This window comes from Nocardia sp. NBC_01388 (assembly GCF_045040085.1).
Taxonomy (GTDB): Bacteria; Actinomycetota; Actinomycetes; order Mycobacteriales; family Mycobacteriaceae; genus Nocardia.
The window spans coordinates 4,678,170-4,693,574 of the sequence record NZ_CP109553.1; the positions used below are offsets into that span (position 1 = coordinate 4,678,170).

The following is a 15,405-nucleotide window of genomic DNA, read 5'->3' on the forward strand; positions in this document are numbered from 1 at the left end:
GGTGGTGCGCGATCGCCCAGGCCCTGTAGTCGTCCGTGTTCCCCACGTTCTGTGTAGTTCGAACGTGTCCAGGGGACGGACGTCGTGCTGGCTTGAGTTGCGTCGCCCTCCCGCAGTTTCCGTCTTCCCGGGTGCAGCTCTGCCGTCTGCCCCGGGTTCTCTGTTTTCCGGCCCCGGCACGGCTGACGGTCAGGCTCCCCGTTTCCTTTGGAACAGGAGTTCCTCTCGTGTCTTCCTCCGCGCTCGGCAAGCAGCCGCAGGACACCACCGAGCTTTCAGCTCACCCCCCATCGGGTCGTCCACCCAAGATGGCTTTGGCTGCCCGGATCGCCCTGGTGGTGCTCCTGGCCGCCGAACTCATGGACATCCTCGACCAGTCGGTCGTGCTGACCGCCCTGCCCGCGATACAGGAGTCGACCGGTGCTGGTCCGGCCGCAGTGCAGTGGCTGACCACCGGCTATTCCCTGCCCATCGCCATCGGGCTGATCACCGGCGGGCGTCTGGGTGACATCTACGGTCGCCGCAGGATCCTGCTCATCGGCACCGTCGCGTTCACCACGGCCTCGCTACTGTGCGGCCTGGCTGGCGGTCCGGGCATGCTGATCGGCGCCCGCATCCTGCAGGGCGTGGCGGTGGCCTTGATGATCCCGCAGGTCCTGGCCAGCCTCCATGTCACCTTCGACGGGGAGAACCGCAGTAAAGCGTTCGGTCTCTACGGGGCTGTCCTGTCGATCGCCAACGTGCTGGGTCCGGTGATGGGTGGCCTGCTCACCGAGGCCGACCTGTTCAGGCTGTCGTGGCGGCCGATCTTCCTGGTCAACGTGCCCGTCGGGCTGGCGGTATTCCTGCTGGGGCGCAAGTTCATTCCCGAGTCGAGCGTCCGCAAGGCCGACCGGCTCGACCTGACCGGCATGCTGCTGTCCGCGCTGGCGATCGTGTCGATCCTGTTCCCGCTCACCGAGGGACACACCCACCACTGGCCGCTGTGGTGCTTCGCCATGCTCGCCACCGGCGTGGTCACGCTCGGCGTCTTCCTGCACCAGCAGCGCCGCAAGCAGGGCAACTCCCCGCTCGTGGCCCTGTCTGTGTTCCAGGCCCCGCAGTTCCGCGGCGGCACTGCCGCGCAACTGATTCACGGCCTGCTGTGCGGGCTGTTCTTCATGACCTGGACCCTCTACCTGCAGCGCGGTCTGGGCATGAGCCCCTTCCACGCGGCCCTGGCCTTCGTGCTGCTGTCGCTGGGAGAGCTGGCCGGGGCGACGATCGCGGCGAAGAGCGGCGGCCGCTTCGCCCGCCGGTTGCCCCAGACCGGGGTCCTGATCACCCTCGCCGCGATGGCCGGCTACGCACTCCAAGCCCACACAGCTGCGGGCGGACTGACCCTCGTGGCGATGACCGCTCCGGTGGTCCTGATCGGCTTCGGCCTCGGCATGGTCAGCGGCCCACTCGCCGACATGACCCTGGCCAAGGTCCCACACGCCGACGCCGGGTCCGCCTCGGGCCTGTTCAACACCGCCATGCACCTGGGCATCGCCCTGGGTACCGCGCTGACCGCACTGGTGTTCTTCGCCCTCACCGGCGGCTCACCCGAGGCCGGACTCAACCGCGACGGATTCATCACCGTGCTGTGGTGGGTCGTGGGCCTGCTCGCCCTGATGTGGACCCTGCTGTTCTTCCTGCCCAAGCGGGCGAACACACAGGTCGACTGAGCCACACCGGTTGCCCCGGATAATGACCGATTATCCGGGGCAGCATCGGCGGCGAACTGCGGCGATCCCGCCCTGACGACTCCTCGAAGCAGCCCGCTATCCGGGGCAAGAACACAAGGCGGCCCCGACGGTTCATCGGACGCGACTCTTTGCAGAGCAGCTTCGATACCCCGAATCCGCCCTGCCTCGCCGGTGAGATCCCATGCCAGCGAGGCAGGTTCGAGACGTCGTGTAATCGGCAAGATAGTGCGTTCGGCCCGTCCGCGTTCGGCGTCGGTCATGATCGTTCGATGGACCGACTCCTCGTACTCGTGAACGGCCTACCTGGCTCGGGCAAGACAACCCTGGGTAGCGCAGTGGCCCGAACCGTGGACGCCTGGTTCCTATCCAAGGACACCGTCAAAGAGGCGTTGGTCGGGTGCCTCGAAGATGCAGCCGGGGCACAGGAACTCGGTGGGATCGCGATGGACACGACGTGGAAGCTGGCTCAGATATCACCGGTCGATGTGGTTATAGATTCCTGGTGGTTCAAGCCACGTGATCTTGCCTTCGCGCAAGCGGGAATCGAGCAGGTCGGGACTCGCCGGGTCGTCGAGATCTGGTGTGAGGTCCCCGCCGAGATCGCGCGAGCACGCTACGCGTCCCGTCATCGGCCGGCCTTCTACCGGGATGAGCAACGCCTGGCCCAACATTGGGACGACTGGGCAACGCACGCCACACCGCTCGGGTTGGCGCCGACTGTCGTCGTCGACACCACACGCGCGGTCGATCTCGCCGACCTCGCTGCGCAGATCAGAACTGTAGCCAGCTCATAGACATCGAACGCCGACTGACCGGCAATCCGTCCGGCAAACAGGCCCTTGCGCGCACCGTGCGGCAGTTCAGTGCGTTGCGGGATCAGCGTTAGTAGCTGTAGATGGCAGCCGATGCTTGGTCCAGCACATCTGGTGGCCCGATTCGGCAGGGGTGCGCTTTTCGCGGGGCTGAACTCGGTCGAGACGGTATCCAAGTCATTGCGGGATGGCAGCACTGCGCGTGTTGGCGCCATCGCGGACGTGATCGATCACTTTCAGATCGAGCGCTATCCCTGTCAATGCTGCTCGAGCGGATTCCCGCAGACCGAATTGGATTCAGCGTCCGAAACACCGCCAAGGCAGAGCGTTTCGCGACCGCGGTGTGTGCGCGGGGCACGGCTCCTATGCCGACCATGAACCACACTCGAGCCCGGAGACATCAGCGGATATTCGGAGGATTGCTTGGTTTCGGGTGAAGCAGGCGAAGAGGGCGTCACTAGGCTCGGCGAGGTGACGACACGCGGTTCTCGTACGTATCTCGGAAAATCTACAGCGGAGCGCGAGGCCGAGCGCCGTGCACGTTTTCTCGATGCCGCGTTGCAGGTTTTCGCCGATCAGGGGTACGCGAACAGTTCGGTAGCCGATGTGCTGCGGGTGGCGGGGTTTTCGCGGCGGCAGTTCTACGAGGAGTTCCAGGATCGGGAAGAACTCCTGATCGCGGTGTACGACCGGATCCACGACCAGGCACACGACACAGTGTTGGCGGCGACCGACAAGCTGACAGCGGTCGAGCCGCGCGAAGCCGTCGCGGCCGTACTGGCCGCGCATCTGGGATATATGGGTGCGGATCGGAGGCGTGCGCAGTTGGCGTTCGTGGAGATCGTCGGGGTGAGTAGGCGGGTCGAGGACCATCGCCGTGCGACTCGGCACCGTTGGGCCGCAGTTGTGGAAACGATGCTGCGTGCCCTGATAGGCGCCGGGCGCGAGCCCATTGGGGGCTACCCCCTGGCCATAGCGGCGCATATCGGCGCGGTAAACGGATTGGTGCACGAATGGATCGCACAGCCCGACCCGCGCCCTTCAGTGAACACACTGGTCGACGTCCTGGTTGCGATGACAGCGGGATTGGACCCCGGCGAACCACACTCCGCGTGACGATATTGTGACTCACACCACATTGAGTCAAAATTGGTCTCGCACATTGTTGAGACAGTATTGTCTCAACATGGAGTCGGCGCGGACTCGGTGCCGCGCCGCCGAGCAGGTGAGGGCACTACCGTGACACGATCGAATCATCGGATCGCAGTACGGAGAACGCGGTATCGCCGGACGGCCACCGTCCTGGCCCTCGGCGTCTTCGTCACGGCGGGCGCAACCGGAACCGCGTCCGCGCAGCCGTTCGGGCACGAAACCGCGCTCGGTGGACAGGAATACGTCGCCCTCGGAGATTCCGGCGCGGCCACCACTGGTGTGCAGTTCTTCGATCCCGATGCTCCGTTGGCGTGCGCCCAGTCCACTCGCAACACCCCCAAGCTCGTCGCCCGGAAACTTGGTCTACGCCTGGATGACCGCACCTGCAGCTCAGCGGAGATCGGCGATCTGACTGGACGCCAATTCGGCTTCATACCACCGCAATTCGACGCACTCGGCCCCGATACGCGACTCGTGACCGTGCATATCGGCGCGAATGACGCCGCCACGTGGAAAAGCCATCTCGCATGCATGATCGCACCAGGGTCGAACGGCACCTGTGCTGCGGAACTAGACAATTGGCAGGCTCGCACCGAGGCGATCGGCCCCGAGTTCGGTGCCGCACTATCGGAAATCCACAGTCGCGCACCGCAAGCCCGCATCTACGTCGACGGCTGGACCACCTATGTACGTGACACCGGCTGCGCGGCTGCCCTCCTGACGCCGGCCGGTGCGACGAATATCCAGCAACGCTACGACCTGCTCAACGATGTCGTACGCCGCGAGGCGGAGCGCGCCGGTGCGACCTATATCGACACCCGCACCCCGGGTATCGGTCACGACTCCTGCGCCGGCGATCAACGCTGGATCGAACCAGCCATCCCCGGCGATACCCTGGTGCCCTTCCATCCCACGCTGTCCGGCATGGAAGCGATCGCCGACATCATCGTCGCGGCGGTGAAGGCGACGACCCCGTCATCGACCGGACAACCGGCAGGTTGAACCGAGCGTTGCGGCTTCGCATGTCCAGAGCTCGGCAACAGCGTGCGATTTCTGGCGTGTAGCACCGCCACCGTGTGGGTGCCCGATGGCTAAGGCAAACGAGGAGATACATGCAATCGTCAAAATGTAGCGACACGAGACTTGTGCCGAATCGTCGACGGCCTCGTCTGGCACGGGCGGTTTTGCCGGTCGCACTGGTGGCCGGATTCGCCGGTGCGTTGAACACGGCCGGCTCAGCCGGCGCGCAAGACCCGATCAACTATGTGGCGCTGGGTGATTCACTGGCTGCGGGTCCGCTGATTCCGGATCAGGAGGCGCTGTATCCATGCTTCCGGTCCGATCAGAACTACCCGCACCTGCTCGCGAAAACCCTGAACGCGAGCACCTTCCGCGATGTCACCTGTAGCAGCGCGACTACCGACAACATTTTGAGCACACCGCAGAACGGGGTGCCGATCCAGATCGACGCGGTCACCGCGGACACCGGCCTGGTAACGATCACCATCGGCGCGAACGACGCCAAACTGACCAGCGTCGCCATCGGCTGCCTGAATCCGCTGCCCGCGCCGAGTGGAACCTCCTGCAAGGCACGCAATTCCGCGAGTGGCACCGATTCGGGCACTGCTGCCATCGATGCAGTCGGACCCAAAATTGCCGCAGTCATCGCGGCCGTGCACGACCGCGCACCGCATGCGCGCATCGTGCTCACCAGCTACGGCAACTACATTCAGCCCGGTGGCTGCTATCCGATCGCGCCCTACTGGCCCGAGGATGCCGACTACCTTCAGGGCCTGATGGACCATCTCGGCGCGATGACCGCCACCATCGCCTCCGAAAGCGGGGCGGACTACGTTGATTTCATCGGTCCCGGCGCCGGCCACGACGGCTGCAATCCGCCCAGCAACTGGACCGTGGCCATCGTCCCGGCCGGTTCCGGCGTGGTTCCCCTGCATCCAACACGGCTCGGCGAGGTCAACTTTGCCCGGCTGATCGCGGAGGCGCTGGGCTGATCCCACCGAAAACGCCGAGTGCCCCCGCTGATGCGTGCCATGCAATGGGTAACGCAGATCGCGCAGGAACGACAGGCTCCGGCGTGAGGCGAGATCGGCTGTGATGTCCAGGGCGCCACGCCCGATCCGAACGGCCTCACGAGGGTCGGTAGGCACCAGAGCCGAGCTCGCGGAAGCAATGCGCGGTTTCGCCGACAAGTACGACTGATCAAAGTAGGCAAACCACGCCGGCGGCTCGCCCGGCAGCGTGGTCGATGCGCACCCCCGCTGTTCCGGCGGTCCTCACTCGTGCTCTACATACGTCCACCTGTCATAGGGCATCTCTGTCCGGTGTGACTGAATCGAGGTTGATCTTCGGCGCATCGAGGCTATATTAAATTACGTTCCCGTTCCGTTTTGTTAATGGAGGTGAATGTGACCGGCAGTCCGGACCCAGGGCCCGCCCGAGGCAGACCGCGCGACGCGGCCCGAGATCTTGCCATCCTCGACGCGACATTGAAACTGCTGGTCGAGGTCGGATACGACCAGCTGTCCATCGAGTCGGTCGCGACCGAAGCCGGTGTCGGCAAACCCACTATCTACCGGCGCTACCCCGGCAAGGCCGCGCTGGTGGCCGCGGCGGTCGACCGCCGCGCCGCGAGTGTTCCGCCCGCGACCAGCAACAGCGATCTCCGGCACGCCCTGCTCCAGACCGCAGGATGGCTGGCCCAGCAGATCGCCGAGCAGGAGATAGGACTGCTCGGTGCCCTGTTCACCGGAATGCGAAGCGATCCGGACCTGGCAACGGAAATGCGGCGGATCCTGCGACGCGACGAAGCCGTCATGACCGAACAGCCCTTCGGCGACGCGCCGAACGAACACCTCACCCCCGGAGCGGCCGAACTCTTCGCCGAGATCGTCCCAGCGCTCATCGTGCACCGGCTCGTGGTCGCAGGGGAGCCCGCCGATCACAGCTTCGTCGAGCACATCGTCGACGACATTCTGCTCCCGCTGATTCGGCGGTGAAGCATCCCCGACTCGACGCTCGACCCAATCCAGATCTCGGAGTGGATGTTTCGATACCGCTCCCCGACACAACGGAGTCAACATTCATGATCGTCATCACCGGCGCCACCGGCGCCTTGGGCGGTGCCACCGTCGAACACCTGCTCGAGCGAATCCCCGCAGACCGGATCGGCGTCAGCGTCCGAAACGTCGCCAAGGCACAGCACTTCGCCGACCGTGGTGTGCGCGTGCGGTACGGCTCCTACGACGACCCGGCCGCACTCCGTGATTCATTCGAGGGCGCCGACCAGGTGTTGCTGGTGTCCCAGAACAACCCCGACAGCGATGGAATCAGACTGCACCGCAACGTGATCGACGCGGCGACCGCTGCAGGCGCACAGCGCATTCTCTACACCAGTCACCAGAACGCACGCGGGGAGAGCCCGTTCGCCCCGGCACACGAGCACGCCGAGACCGAAGCGCTGCTCGCGAAATCGGGAATCGCCTGGACCTCACTGCGCAACGGGTTCTACGCCCACAGCCTCGACTGGCTACTCGGCCCCTGGCAACAGACCGGCGTCATCGCGGCACCGGCCGACGGGCCCGTGTCCTGGACCGACCGCGCCGACGTGGCCGAGGCCGCCGCGATCATCCTGACCGGCGAGCGCGCCTTCGACGGCCCCGTCACACTCACCACGCGTGATGCCGTCACCTTCGACGACATCGCCACGGCCGCAACCGAACTCACCGGCAGCGATATCACCCGAGTCGTCGTCGACGACGAGCAGTGGCTCGCCGACCGTATCGCTACCGGCACACCCGAGCACATGGCCCACATGCTGCTAGCCATGTTCCACGCCGCACGCAACGGCGACTTCGCCGATACCGACCCCCTACTGGGCGAGCTCCTGGGCCGCGAACCACACACCGTCACCGATCTGCTCGCCGACCGGATCAGTGCCTAGTTCACCGATACCCACTATTAGGTCGGGAATCAATCGATTTGCCGGTGCTCACAGGGCTGGGTGCATGACCTCAATTCGGCAATAGCGCGCACTCGAGTCCAGTAGAGCCAGGATGAGGGCCATCGAGCGGTGACCGATCGAACCGGCCCACTAACCGGAATCGGATGGCTACCACCAGTGATCGGTGGGCATTCCTACCGCGGGGCCGACAACGATGTACCCCAAGGCTCGTCGCCGCGGGTTCGCGGTGACCGCCGCAGTGAGCCGTTGGATGCGGAGTTCGAGATCGTGATCGCCGAGGGACACCACGGTGAAATGCTCGCGCGCCGTCACGCCGAGGCGTTGTGGGAGATCACCAGATGGCAGGTGTCGCGACAGAAATAGCCGACCCCGAGCCTCGGCAACGGCCCACCGCGACTAGGAAGTCTCCCGTTGATGACCTCCTAGCGCTTGCCGCTGCTCAGGGCGAAATCGGCTTCGATGACCAGTCGGCCAGAAAGAAGATGCTGGCCGGTCCTGTTCCCATGTGTATCGTGCCCCTCCGGGGGCGCCTCTCCACCCTGACCTGCGACGCAGTCGCCAGGTTCAGTGGTACCCACGCCACGACGGAGCCAAACTGCTCGGGATTGTTGTAGGTACAACCTCGGGGGGTTACCTGCCCGAGGTTCGGAATCACCGTGCAGATCGTGGGGCCTGTTGGGTTTGTCCTATTCGGGGATGGTCGCTATGGCGTCGATCTCTACCAGTACGCCGGGGCGGGCGTGGGTTGCGGTGGAGATGACTGTGATGGCGGTGCGGTGGTTGCCCCAGACTGATTGGGAGGCAGCGAATCCCGCTTGTACGTCGACGCCGGCGACGAGGTAGATGTTGAGTTTGACGACGTTTTCGGGTCCGGTACCGGCGGCGGCGAGAACGGTCAGGACGTTCTTCATGGCTTGAACGGTTTGAGCGGCAATGCCTTCGAGCACGGCGCCGGTGCTGTCGGTGCCGAGTTGGCCGCCGACGTAGAGGGTGCGGACGGCGGGGGCTATGACGCCCTGGGTGAAGGCGGGGTTGTAGTGGAGGTCTGCGGGGTCCAGGTGGATCGGTTTCTCAATCATCGGTTTTCTCCACGGGCGCTGGGGTCGGTGTGCAGGTACAGGTCGCGCAGGAGGCAGACCTCGGACAGGTGGTGGATCAGTTCGCGGTGGATGTGCAGGACCAGGTCGGACATGCGCAGTTCCGGGAAGGGTTCTTTCGGGCCGACCGGGATTTGGAGACCGGACTCGCCGAGGCTGCGGACTCCGGTCAGCCAGAGGTCGAGTTGTTCCTCGAGCTGGTCGAGGGCGGTGGATGCCGAACCGGCGTACTTCCAGGTTTCGTACGAGACCTCCAGCCCGCCGAAATGTGAAGCGTTGCGGGTGGCGAGTACGCCGACTATGACGTGGCCGAGGCGCCAGGCGATGGTGGTGAAGGGGGCGGGAATGGGCTGGGGGTAGCCGAAATCCACGGTGAAGTCGCCGGCGCCGGCCTGCATGGGTGCAGTCGAGGTGCCGCGCGGGCGCACGCTCCAGCCGTCGGGCACGGGTGACCAGAAGTATTCGTCGTCGGTGAGGCCGTCGAGGCGGGCCCGGAGCTGGTGGTTCCAGTGGAACTCGAACTGCTCGCGCAGTGTCCGGTTCCAGTCGAGTTCGTCGATGTCCATGCAGCAACCCTCACACCGAATGCGGACTGCATCGGTCCGCTATTTCTGGCAATGTGGGCGATATGGGAGGCGGGCACGGGACGACGGAGCGGGTGCTCACGCTGCTCGGGCTGCTGCAGCAGCGTCAGGTCTGGACCGGCCCGGAGCTCGCCGCGCGGCTGGACATCACGCCCCGCACAGTGCGGCGGGATGTCGAGCGGCTGCGGGCGCTCGGTTATCCGGTGCATGCCAGTCAGGGTGTCGGCGGCGGATATCAACTCGGCCGGGGGCAGGAGTTGCCACCGCTGCTGCTCGATGACGAGGAGGCGATTGCCACCGCGGTCTCCTTGCTGGCCGGTGCGGGTGGTGCGGTCGCGGGGGCGGGTGATGCCGCACTGCGGGCGCTGACGAAGCTCGACCAGGTATTGCCGATTAGGTTGCGGCACGAGGTGCGTGCGCTGTCCGGCTCGGTGGAGTCCTTCGGCGGCGGCCGCGCATTGGTCGACCCCGAGGCGCTCATGACGCTGGCCCGGGCCTGCCGCGATCGGGTCGAGACCGGCTTCGACTATCCCTCCGGCAGCCACGCCCGGCGGCGGGTCGAGCCCTACCGCCTGGTCGCCTCCGACCGGCGCTGGTATCTGCTCGCCTACGACCTCGATCGCGACGACTGGCGCAACTTCCGAGTCGACAGGATGACCGAAGTCTCCTCCCGCACTTGGCATTTCCACCCGCGCGCGGCACCCGACGCCGCACCCTACGTACAGGAGGGCGTGGCCAGCCGGGTGTACCCGCACCAGGCGCACTTCCTGGTGCATGCCCCGAACGATATTGTGCGCGAGCAGATTCCAGCGTCCGCGGCCGTCGTCCGGCCACAGGGAACCGAACACTGCGAAGTGATCAGCGGCGCCGAGAACCTCGACTCAGTGCTCATGCACATGATCCTGCTCGGCCACGATTTCGAAATACTCGATCCGCCGGAACTCCGGATTCGCTGCCGCGAGCTGGCGGAGCGATTGCTTTGCGCCGCAACGACTCCGGACGACAACTGACCGTCAGGCGACCGCGTAGGGGTACGCCGCGGCACGCCGCTGGAAGGACAGAATCCGAAGATTCTGCACCCGGCCCTCACGGATTTCGATTGCGCGCCGGACGGTTTCGTTGCCGTCCCAGGCATCGGGACCGGACATCACAATCGGCAGGTACTCCAGCAGCGCTTCGGAGTTCTCCCACGTGGCGGAGTTCCAGAGGTAGGACGGGCTGTGGTCCACCCCGTAGTAGTGCAGATCGTCGCCGACGGTGAACATCGGATCCGTGAACGAAGTCGGCCGCGCCCATTCGAATCCCATCCCCTCGTCACAGGAGACGTCGACGAACAGTGTCCCGCGCGCGAACAGCGGCAGATCCTCGTTCATGACGAACATCAGCGGCTCCTCGGTGTCCTGGAGGATGCAGTTGACGACAATGTCGTACTGGGCCAGCATTTCCGCGAGCGGTCCGGGTTCCGGCGCCTTCAGGGCGAGCGTGCGGCTGGGATTCGAGGGATCACGCGCGAAGTGCTGCATGCGCACGGACGCGAAAGGTGAGGCGACCGCGGACACGCTGCGCTGCGTCAGCACCGTGACATCGCTGATTCCGAGCGCCGAGAGTGCGCGCACCGCGCCACGGGCGGTGGCGCCGAAGCTGATCACGGCCGCCCGCATCCGCCGGCCGTAGTCCCCGCTGGATCCGCGCAATTGCAGTGCGTGCAGGACAGAGCAATAGCCGGCCAGCTCATTGTTCTTGTGGAAGACGTGGACGTTGAAGTTGCCTTCCTTGGTCCAGTGATTCATCGCCTCCCAGGCGATCAGCGTCAGCCCGCGGTCGATGGCGAGCTGGGTCATCTGCTCATCCTGAACGCAGTGCGGCCACCCCCAGACGACCTGTCCGGCGCGGAGATTCCCGAGGTCCGCCGCCAAAGGCTTGGGCAGCAGCAGGACGTCGCACTCGGCGAACAGTTCTTCGCGGGTGCGATGGCCGCCTACCAGCGGCGCCAGATGCTCGTCGGTGTAGCCGAATCGGTCACCGTAACCGTGCTCGAGGAAGACACGGTTGCGAAGCGTTGGGTCGATCCGGTCGAAGTGTGCGGGATGGATCGCCAGTCGGTGCTCGTCCTCTTTGCGAGAGGTCGCAACTACACCGATGGTTAGTTGCTTCACCTATTGAGCCTACCCGTACACGGGAGCGCGCTCCGCCGGGTTCCACAGCGGTGAGATTGCTCTCCGGATTGCGTGCAACCCCACGGCAGCGCCTGTGACGGCCATCCAGGCCGGCAGCGGGTAGAAGACGAGTCGTTCGGAAATGCCGACTTGCAGACCGATCATGAGCAGGACCGTGCCGGTGATTCCCGCCGAGGCGCAGACCGCCGACCAGACCGCGACGAGGGGACGTTGTTTCCACAGCCAGATCGACAGCAGGATCAGCACGATATGCCGGGAGACGAGTGCGGGCAGCACCGCCAGGCCGTGAATGACTATGCCGTCGTTGGAGGGAAATACTCCGGTCGCGGCGGTACTGAGTCCGATGACGACCGCGAGCGCGACGATCCATATCTGACGCCGGCCGGGCGGGATGTAGTCGCGAAATCCGATGGCGCCCAGGATGGTCAGCAATCCGAGCGCCACGAAGGTCGCGTTCATGAGCAGATGCAGCGGTGAGCACATGCTCGGCGTGCAGGCGGTGACACCGAGATCGCTGATGGTGTCGTAGCGAAAGCTGTAGCCCGTCTTCCAGGCGATGGCGGTGGTGAGCTCGGCCGCCATGTACGCGAAGGTCAGCGTCCACGCGATGGCGGCGAGGGTGTGCCGGAGCGGCCGAGAGGCCAGGGACACTATGCCGTCGGTTCCATCGACGTTGCACTGCAGGGCAATCAAGGCAATCAGTCGCGTAATGCCTGCTCTTGCAACGAGTTCAGAACTCGGGACAAGATGCGTGAGATCTGCATCTGCGAGACGCCGAGGGTCTCGGCGATCCGGATTTGGGGCTGGGTATCGAAGAATCGCATGATCAGCACCTGGCGATCGCGTTCGGGCAGCGCCTCGATCAGCGGCTTCACCGCCATGAGGTCCTCCACCATACGGAAGTCCGTTTGTTCGGAGCCGAGGGCGTCCAGTAGCGATATCGGCGTGTAGTCGTTGTCATTGTCGAGGCAGGCGTCGATCGAGGAGCTGCGGTAGCCGTTGCGCGCGATCAGCGCCTGCATGACCTCGGCCGGGTCGGCGCCGAGTTCCTCGGCGATTTCCGCGGCGGTCGGAACGTGGCCGAGCCGCTGGAACAGCCGGTCGATCGCGAGGCCGATGGTGAGCTGCAGCTCTTTCAGCCGCCGCGGTACCCGGACCGCCCAGGTGTAGTCGCGGAAGTGGCGGCGCACCTCGCCCATGATCGTGGGTATTGCGAAGGACAGGAACGATGCGCCGAAGTCGGGGTCGAATCGGTTGATCGCCACCACCATGCCCACACGGGCGGTCTGCAGCAGATCCTCGTAGTTCTCGCCGCGGCCGGCGTACTTGCGGGCGATGTTCTCCGCCAGGGGCAGGCAGCGCTCGATCAGGTCGTCCCGCAAGGGTTTTCGGCGGGGGTCGCCATCGCTCAGCTGCGCGAGTCGAGCGAACAGCGGTTCGAGATTGTCGTAGCTGTCGGTGCCGCGGCGGGTGCGGGGCGCCCGCGACGGGGAGGCGAGTGTCGACTGAGAGGTCATTGGTGGTGCCTCGATCCAGAGGAAATCGGCGGCGGCCCAGTACCCGAACATCAACGGTGATGAACATCGCGGTCCACGAATCCTTCGCTCGGATCGGTGGCACCTTTCAGTAGACGCCCCTGACAACGGTACGTCAACACCGTAGACCTACATCGTTGAAGCAATACTTCCAGATGTAGACCTACACCGTTGACACCGCGTCCCCGGGGGCGTCTACTTGGGAGGTAGCAGATCCGCCCCCGCTCATATCGGGATCACAGGGTCCGGAGTATGCGCCGAGTGCCGATTTCGATCTTCGAAATCGGCACTCGCGGTACAACATTCGATTACCCGGAGTTGGGAAAATGAGAGAATACGCAAACGATGGCTGGCGCGCGCGTGGAGCCAGTCGATCGGGAGTGAGCAGCATCTTCATGGTGCTGGTCCTGGCCTGGCTCATCGTCGGCGCCATCGCCGGCGGCCAGCGCCATTACTACGACAGCGCGCCCACCAATTGCGCGAGCACAGGCACCATCGCGGTGACCATCCTCGCCGGACCGCTCAATTACCTCGGCATGAATCCCAAGATCGGCGACTGCCACGTGAATGTGCCACAGCCGAGTCCGTAATCCGACGGCTCTGGCGCAGTCGATGGTGCTGCCCTCGGCGATCCTGGTGATCGGAATCGTCTCGTGTCTGCTGGGCGCCCGGCCCCAGGCTCCGGTCGAGGTGGTGCCGATCGGCGAAAATGCGGACGCGGCGGGAATTCACTGAGCCGAAACACGATCGGCCGCCTGCGCGAAACAGACACTCTCGATGCTTCACGCGAATCCCGTTGAGTAATGAGGTACGAGTGTGAATTCGGGAGATACGGCGTGGGTGCTGGCAAGTGCGGCACTCGTGATGCTGATGACGCCGGGGCTGGCTTTCTTCTACGGCGGCATGGTCGGCGGCAAGAGCGTCCTGAACATGCTGATGATGAACTTCATCTGTTTGGGCGCGGTGACGACGCTGTGGCTGTTGTACGGCTACAGCGAGTCGTTCGGAAATGATGCGTATCAGGGCCTGGTGGGGCAGATGTCGCATGCGTTCCTGCGAAATACGCAGGGCACGCTGTCGGGTCCCGCCGGGCATCAGATTCCGACCATGGCGTTCGTCATGTTCCAGTTGATGTTCGCCGTCATCACGACCGCCCTGATTTCGGGCGCGATCGCGGGACGGGCGAAGTTCTGGGCGTGGATGGTGTTCATCGTGGCCTGGAGCACCGTGGTGTATTTCCCGGTGGCGCACTGGGTTTTCAGTGCGAGCGGGTTCACGAACTCCGACAGCGCCGGAAACTCCTCGGATGTGGGCGGGTGGATCGACAACCGGCTGAAGGCATTCGACTTCGCGGGCGGTACCGCGGTGCACATCAATGCCGGTGCGGCGGCCTTGGCCATGGTGCTGGTGATCGGCAACCGGCACGGTTGGCCGCGGAGCATTCCCCGGCCGCACAATGTGCCCTTCACCCTGCTCGGCGCCTCGCTGCTGTGGTTCGGCTGGTACGGATTCAATGCCGGATCGGCCTTGGCCGCAGGCGATCTCGCCGCAACCGCCTTTACGAACACCACAATTGCCACCGGAGTGGCATCGCTGGCCTGGATCATTGTCGAGCAGTTGCGTGATGGCCGGCCGACCACCCTCGGCGCCGCGTCCGGTGCGGTGGCCGGACTGGTCGCGGTCACGCCCGCGTGCGGATTCGTCGGCAGCATCGGCGCACTGGCGATCGGGATCGCCGCCGGTGTGTGCTGCGCGCTGGCGGTGGGGCTGAAATTCGTCTTCGGCTATGACGATTCGCTCGACGTCGTCGGCGTTCATCTGGTCGGCGGACTGGTGGGCACGCTGCTCATCGGATTCTTCGCCGATGCCTCGGTGAATTCGGGGGGCGGCAACGGCCTGCTGTTCGGCGGCGGCTGGACCCAGTTACAGCGGCAGGCGGTCGCCGCCTTCGCAGTGCTGGGGTATTCGTTCGTCGCCACGTACATTCTGGGCTGGATCATCAACAAGCTCATAGGTTTCCGCGTGGATCACGAAGCCGAGGCGAGCGGTGTCGACGAGGCCGAGCATGCCGAATCCGCCTACGATCTCGGTTTCCCGGCCCCGTCCCCGGCGTTGACGCCGAGCGCGCCGCGCACCCCTCCGCCGCCGCGCGTCCCTCCCGCACCGCGAAACCCCCCGCCGCGCAATCCGGCGCAGCGAGTCGCTCCCCCGCCCGGCATGAACACTCCGCGACTGCCGGTCCGGCCGATGATGGGCGACGGCCGTGAACCGGAATGGCCGGGACGACTCCGAGGCGACTATGAGCCGCACCACGAAGGCCGGGCCGAAGCTTGACG

At 65.1% G+C, this 15,405-nt stretch carries 17 protein-coding genes; 11 read left to right on the forward strand and 6 right to left on the reverse strand.

What is annotated here, in order from left to right; translation table 11 throughout:
• The first annotated feature begins 227 nt into the window (after nt 1–227).
• The 7 genes from OG716_RS23035 (at nt 228) to OG716_RS23065 (ending at nt 7,655) form a co-directional block, all read left to right on the forward strand.
• Nucleotides 228–1,709 carry an MFS transporter gene (locus OG716_RS23035; protein ID WP_405132836.1) on the forward strand — a complete coding sequence of 494 codons (1,482 nt, stop codon included), beginning with the start codon at nt 228–230 and terminating at the stop codon, nt 1,707–1,709.
• Nucleotides 1,710–1,999: 290 nt separating this feature from the next.
• Nucleotides 2,000–2,524: an AAA family ATPase gene (locus OG716_RS23040; protein ID WP_405132837.1), complete on the forward strand. Its 525-nt coding sequence runs from the start codon at nt 2,000–2,002 to the stop codon at nt 2,522–2,524.
• Nucleotides 2,525–3,013: 489 nt separating this feature from the next.
• On the forward strand, nt 3,014–3,658 hold the full coding sequence (locus tag OG716_RS23045) for a TetR/AcrR family transcriptional regulator (RefSeq protein WP_405132838.1): 645 nt from the start codon (nt 3,014–3,016) through the stop codon (nt 3,656–3,658).
• Between the two features lie 123 nt (nt 3,659–3,781).
• On the forward strand, nt 3,782–4,696 hold the full coding sequence (locus tag OG716_RS23050) for an SGNH/GDSL hydrolase family protein (RefSeq protein WP_405132839.1): 915 nt from the start codon (nt 3,782–3,784) through the stop codon (nt 4,694–4,696).
• A gap of 182 nt (nt 4,697–4,878) precedes the next feature.
• Nucleotides 4,879–5,706: an SGNH/GDSL hydrolase family protein gene (locus OG716_RS23055; protein ID WP_405132840.1), complete on the forward strand. Its 828-nt coding sequence runs from the start codon at nt 4,879–4,881 to the stop codon at nt 5,704–5,706.
• Nucleotides 5,707–6,120: 414 nt separating this feature from the next.
• Nucleotides 6,121–6,711: a TetR/AcrR family transcriptional regulator gene (locus tag OG716_RS23060; RefSeq protein ID WP_405132841.1), complete on the forward strand. Its 591-nt coding sequence runs from the start codon at nt 6,121–6,123 to the stop codon at nt 6,709–6,711.
• A gap of 86 nt (nt 6,712–6,797) precedes the next feature.
• On the forward strand, nt 6,798–7,655 hold the full coding sequence (locus OG716_RS23065; protein ID WP_405132842.1) for an SDR family oxidoreductase: 858 nt from the start codon (nt 6,798–6,800) through the stop codon (nt 7,653–7,655).
• Nucleotides 7,656–7,823: 168 nt separating this feature from the next.
• Here the strand turns inward: OG716_RS23065 and OG716_RS23070 are convergent, their stop codons facing one another.
• The 3 genes from OG716_RS23070 to OG716_RS23080 all read right to left on the reverse strand — a co-directional run bounded on the left by OG716_RS23070 (nt 7,824) and on the right by OG716_RS23080 (nt 9,339).
• Nucleotides 7,824–7,988 (reverse strand): hypothetical protein, encoded by a 165-nt coding sequence (locus OG716_RS23070; RefSeq protein ID WP_405132843.1) that lies wholly within the window; start codon nt 7,986–7,988, stop codon nt 7,824–7,826.
• Nucleotides 7,989–8,362: 374 nt separating this feature from the next.
• On the reverse strand, nt 8,363–8,755 hold the full coding sequence (locus OG716_RS23075; protein WP_405132844.1) for a RidA family protein: 393 nt from the start codon (nt 8,753–8,755) through the stop codon (nt 8,363–8,365).
• Nucleotides 8,752–9,339 carry a DinB family protein gene (locus OG716_RS23080; protein WP_405132845.1) on the reverse strand — a complete coding sequence of 196 codons (588 nt, stop codon included), beginning with the start codon at nt 9,337–9,339 and terminating at the stop codon, nt 8,752–8,754. The genes OG716_RS23075 and OG716_RS23080 overlap by 4 nt, the downstream gene beginning before the upstream one ends.
• A gap of 62 nt (nt 9,340–9,401) precedes the next feature.
• On the opposite strand from OG716_RS23080, the gene OG716_RS23085 reads away from it, so the two are divergent.
• Entirely contained in the window at nt 9,402–10,367 is a 966-nt protein-coding gene (locus OG716_RS23085) for a helix-turn-helix transcriptional regulator (RefSeq protein WP_405139853.1), read from the forward strand.
• A gap of 3 nt (nt 10,368–10,370) precedes the next feature.
• Here OG716_RS23085 and OG716_RS23090 read toward each other — a convergent pair whose 3' ends face one another.
• From OG716_RS23090 to OG716_RS23100, 3 genes are read right to left on the reverse strand one after another with little or no spacing between them, the layout of a single operon-like run.
• Complete coding sequence (locus OG716_RS23090; protein ID WP_405132846.1) at nt 10,371–11,513, reverse strand: N(5)-(carboxyethyl)ornithine synthase; 1,143 nt, start codon at nt 11,511–11,513, stop codon at nt 10,371–10,373.
• A gap of 9 nt (nt 11,514–11,522) precedes the next feature.
• Complete coding sequence (locus OG716_RS23095) at nt 11,523–12,185, reverse strand: DUF998 domain-containing protein (RefSeq protein ID WP_405132847.1); 663 nt, start codon at nt 12,183–12,185, stop codon at nt 11,523–11,525.
• Between the two features lie 47 nt (nt 12,186–12,232).
• A complete protein-coding gene (locus OG716_RS23100; protein ID WP_405132848.1) occupies nt 12,233–13,051 on the reverse strand; it encodes a SigB/SigF/SigG family RNA polymerase sigma factor in 819 nt (272 codons plus the stop codon).
• A gap of 413 nt (nt 13,052–13,464) precedes the next feature.
• On the opposite strand from OG716_RS23100, the gene OG716_RS23105 reads away from it, so the two are divergent.
• From OG716_RS23105 to OG716_RS23115, 3 genes are all read left to right on the forward strand, one after another.
• On the forward strand, nt 13,465–13,659 hold the full coding sequence (locus OG716_RS23105; protein WP_355123815.1) for a hypothetical protein: 195 nt from the start codon (nt 13,465–13,467) through the stop codon (nt 13,657–13,659).
• A gap of 22 nt (nt 13,660–13,681) precedes the next feature.
• Entirely contained in the window at nt 13,682–13,804 is a 123-nt protein-coding gene (locus OG716_RS23110) for a hypothetical protein (protein ID WP_405132849.1), read from the forward strand.
• Between the two features lie 81 nt (nt 13,805–13,885).
• A complete protein-coding gene (locus OG716_RS23115; RefSeq protein ID WP_405132850.1) occupies nt 13,886–15,403 on the forward strand; it encodes an ammonium transporter in 1,518 nt (505 codons plus the stop codon).
• The last annotated feature ends 2 nt before the right edge of the window (nt 15,404–15,405 follow it).

Coding starts and splice junctions, on each gene's coding strand:
- OG716_RS23040 (WP_405132837.1), top strand. CDS start 2,000: ATGGACCGACTCCTCGTACTCGTGAACGGCCTACCTGGCTCGGGCAAG.
- OG716_RS23065 (WP_405132842.1), top strand. CDS start 6,798: ATGATCGTCATCACCGGCGCCACCGGCGCCTTGGGCGGTGCCACCGTC.
- OG716_RS23075 (WP_405132844.1), bottom strand. CDS start 8,755: ATGATTGAGAAACCGATCCACCTGGACCCCGCAGACCTCCACTACAAC.
- OG716_RS23080 (WP_405132845.1), bottom strand. CDS start 9,339: ATGGACATCGACGAACTCGACTGGAACCGGACACTGCGCGAGCAGTTC.
- OG716_RS23085 (WP_405139853.1), top strand. CDS start 9,402: ATGGGAGGCGGGCACGGGACGACGGAGCGGGTGCTCACGCTGCTCGGG.
- OG716_RS23100 (WP_405132848.1), bottom strand. CDS start 13,051: ATGACCTCTCAGTCGACACTCGCCTCCCCGTCGCGGGCGCCCCGCACC.
- OG716_RS23105 (WP_355123815.1), top strand. CDS start 13,465: ATGGTGCTGGTCCTGGCCTGGCTCATCGTCGGCGCCATCGCCGGCGGC.
- OG716_RS23110 (WP_405132849.1), top strand. CDS start 13,682: ATGGTGCTGCCCTCGGCGATCCTGGTGATCGGAATCGTCTCGTGTCTG.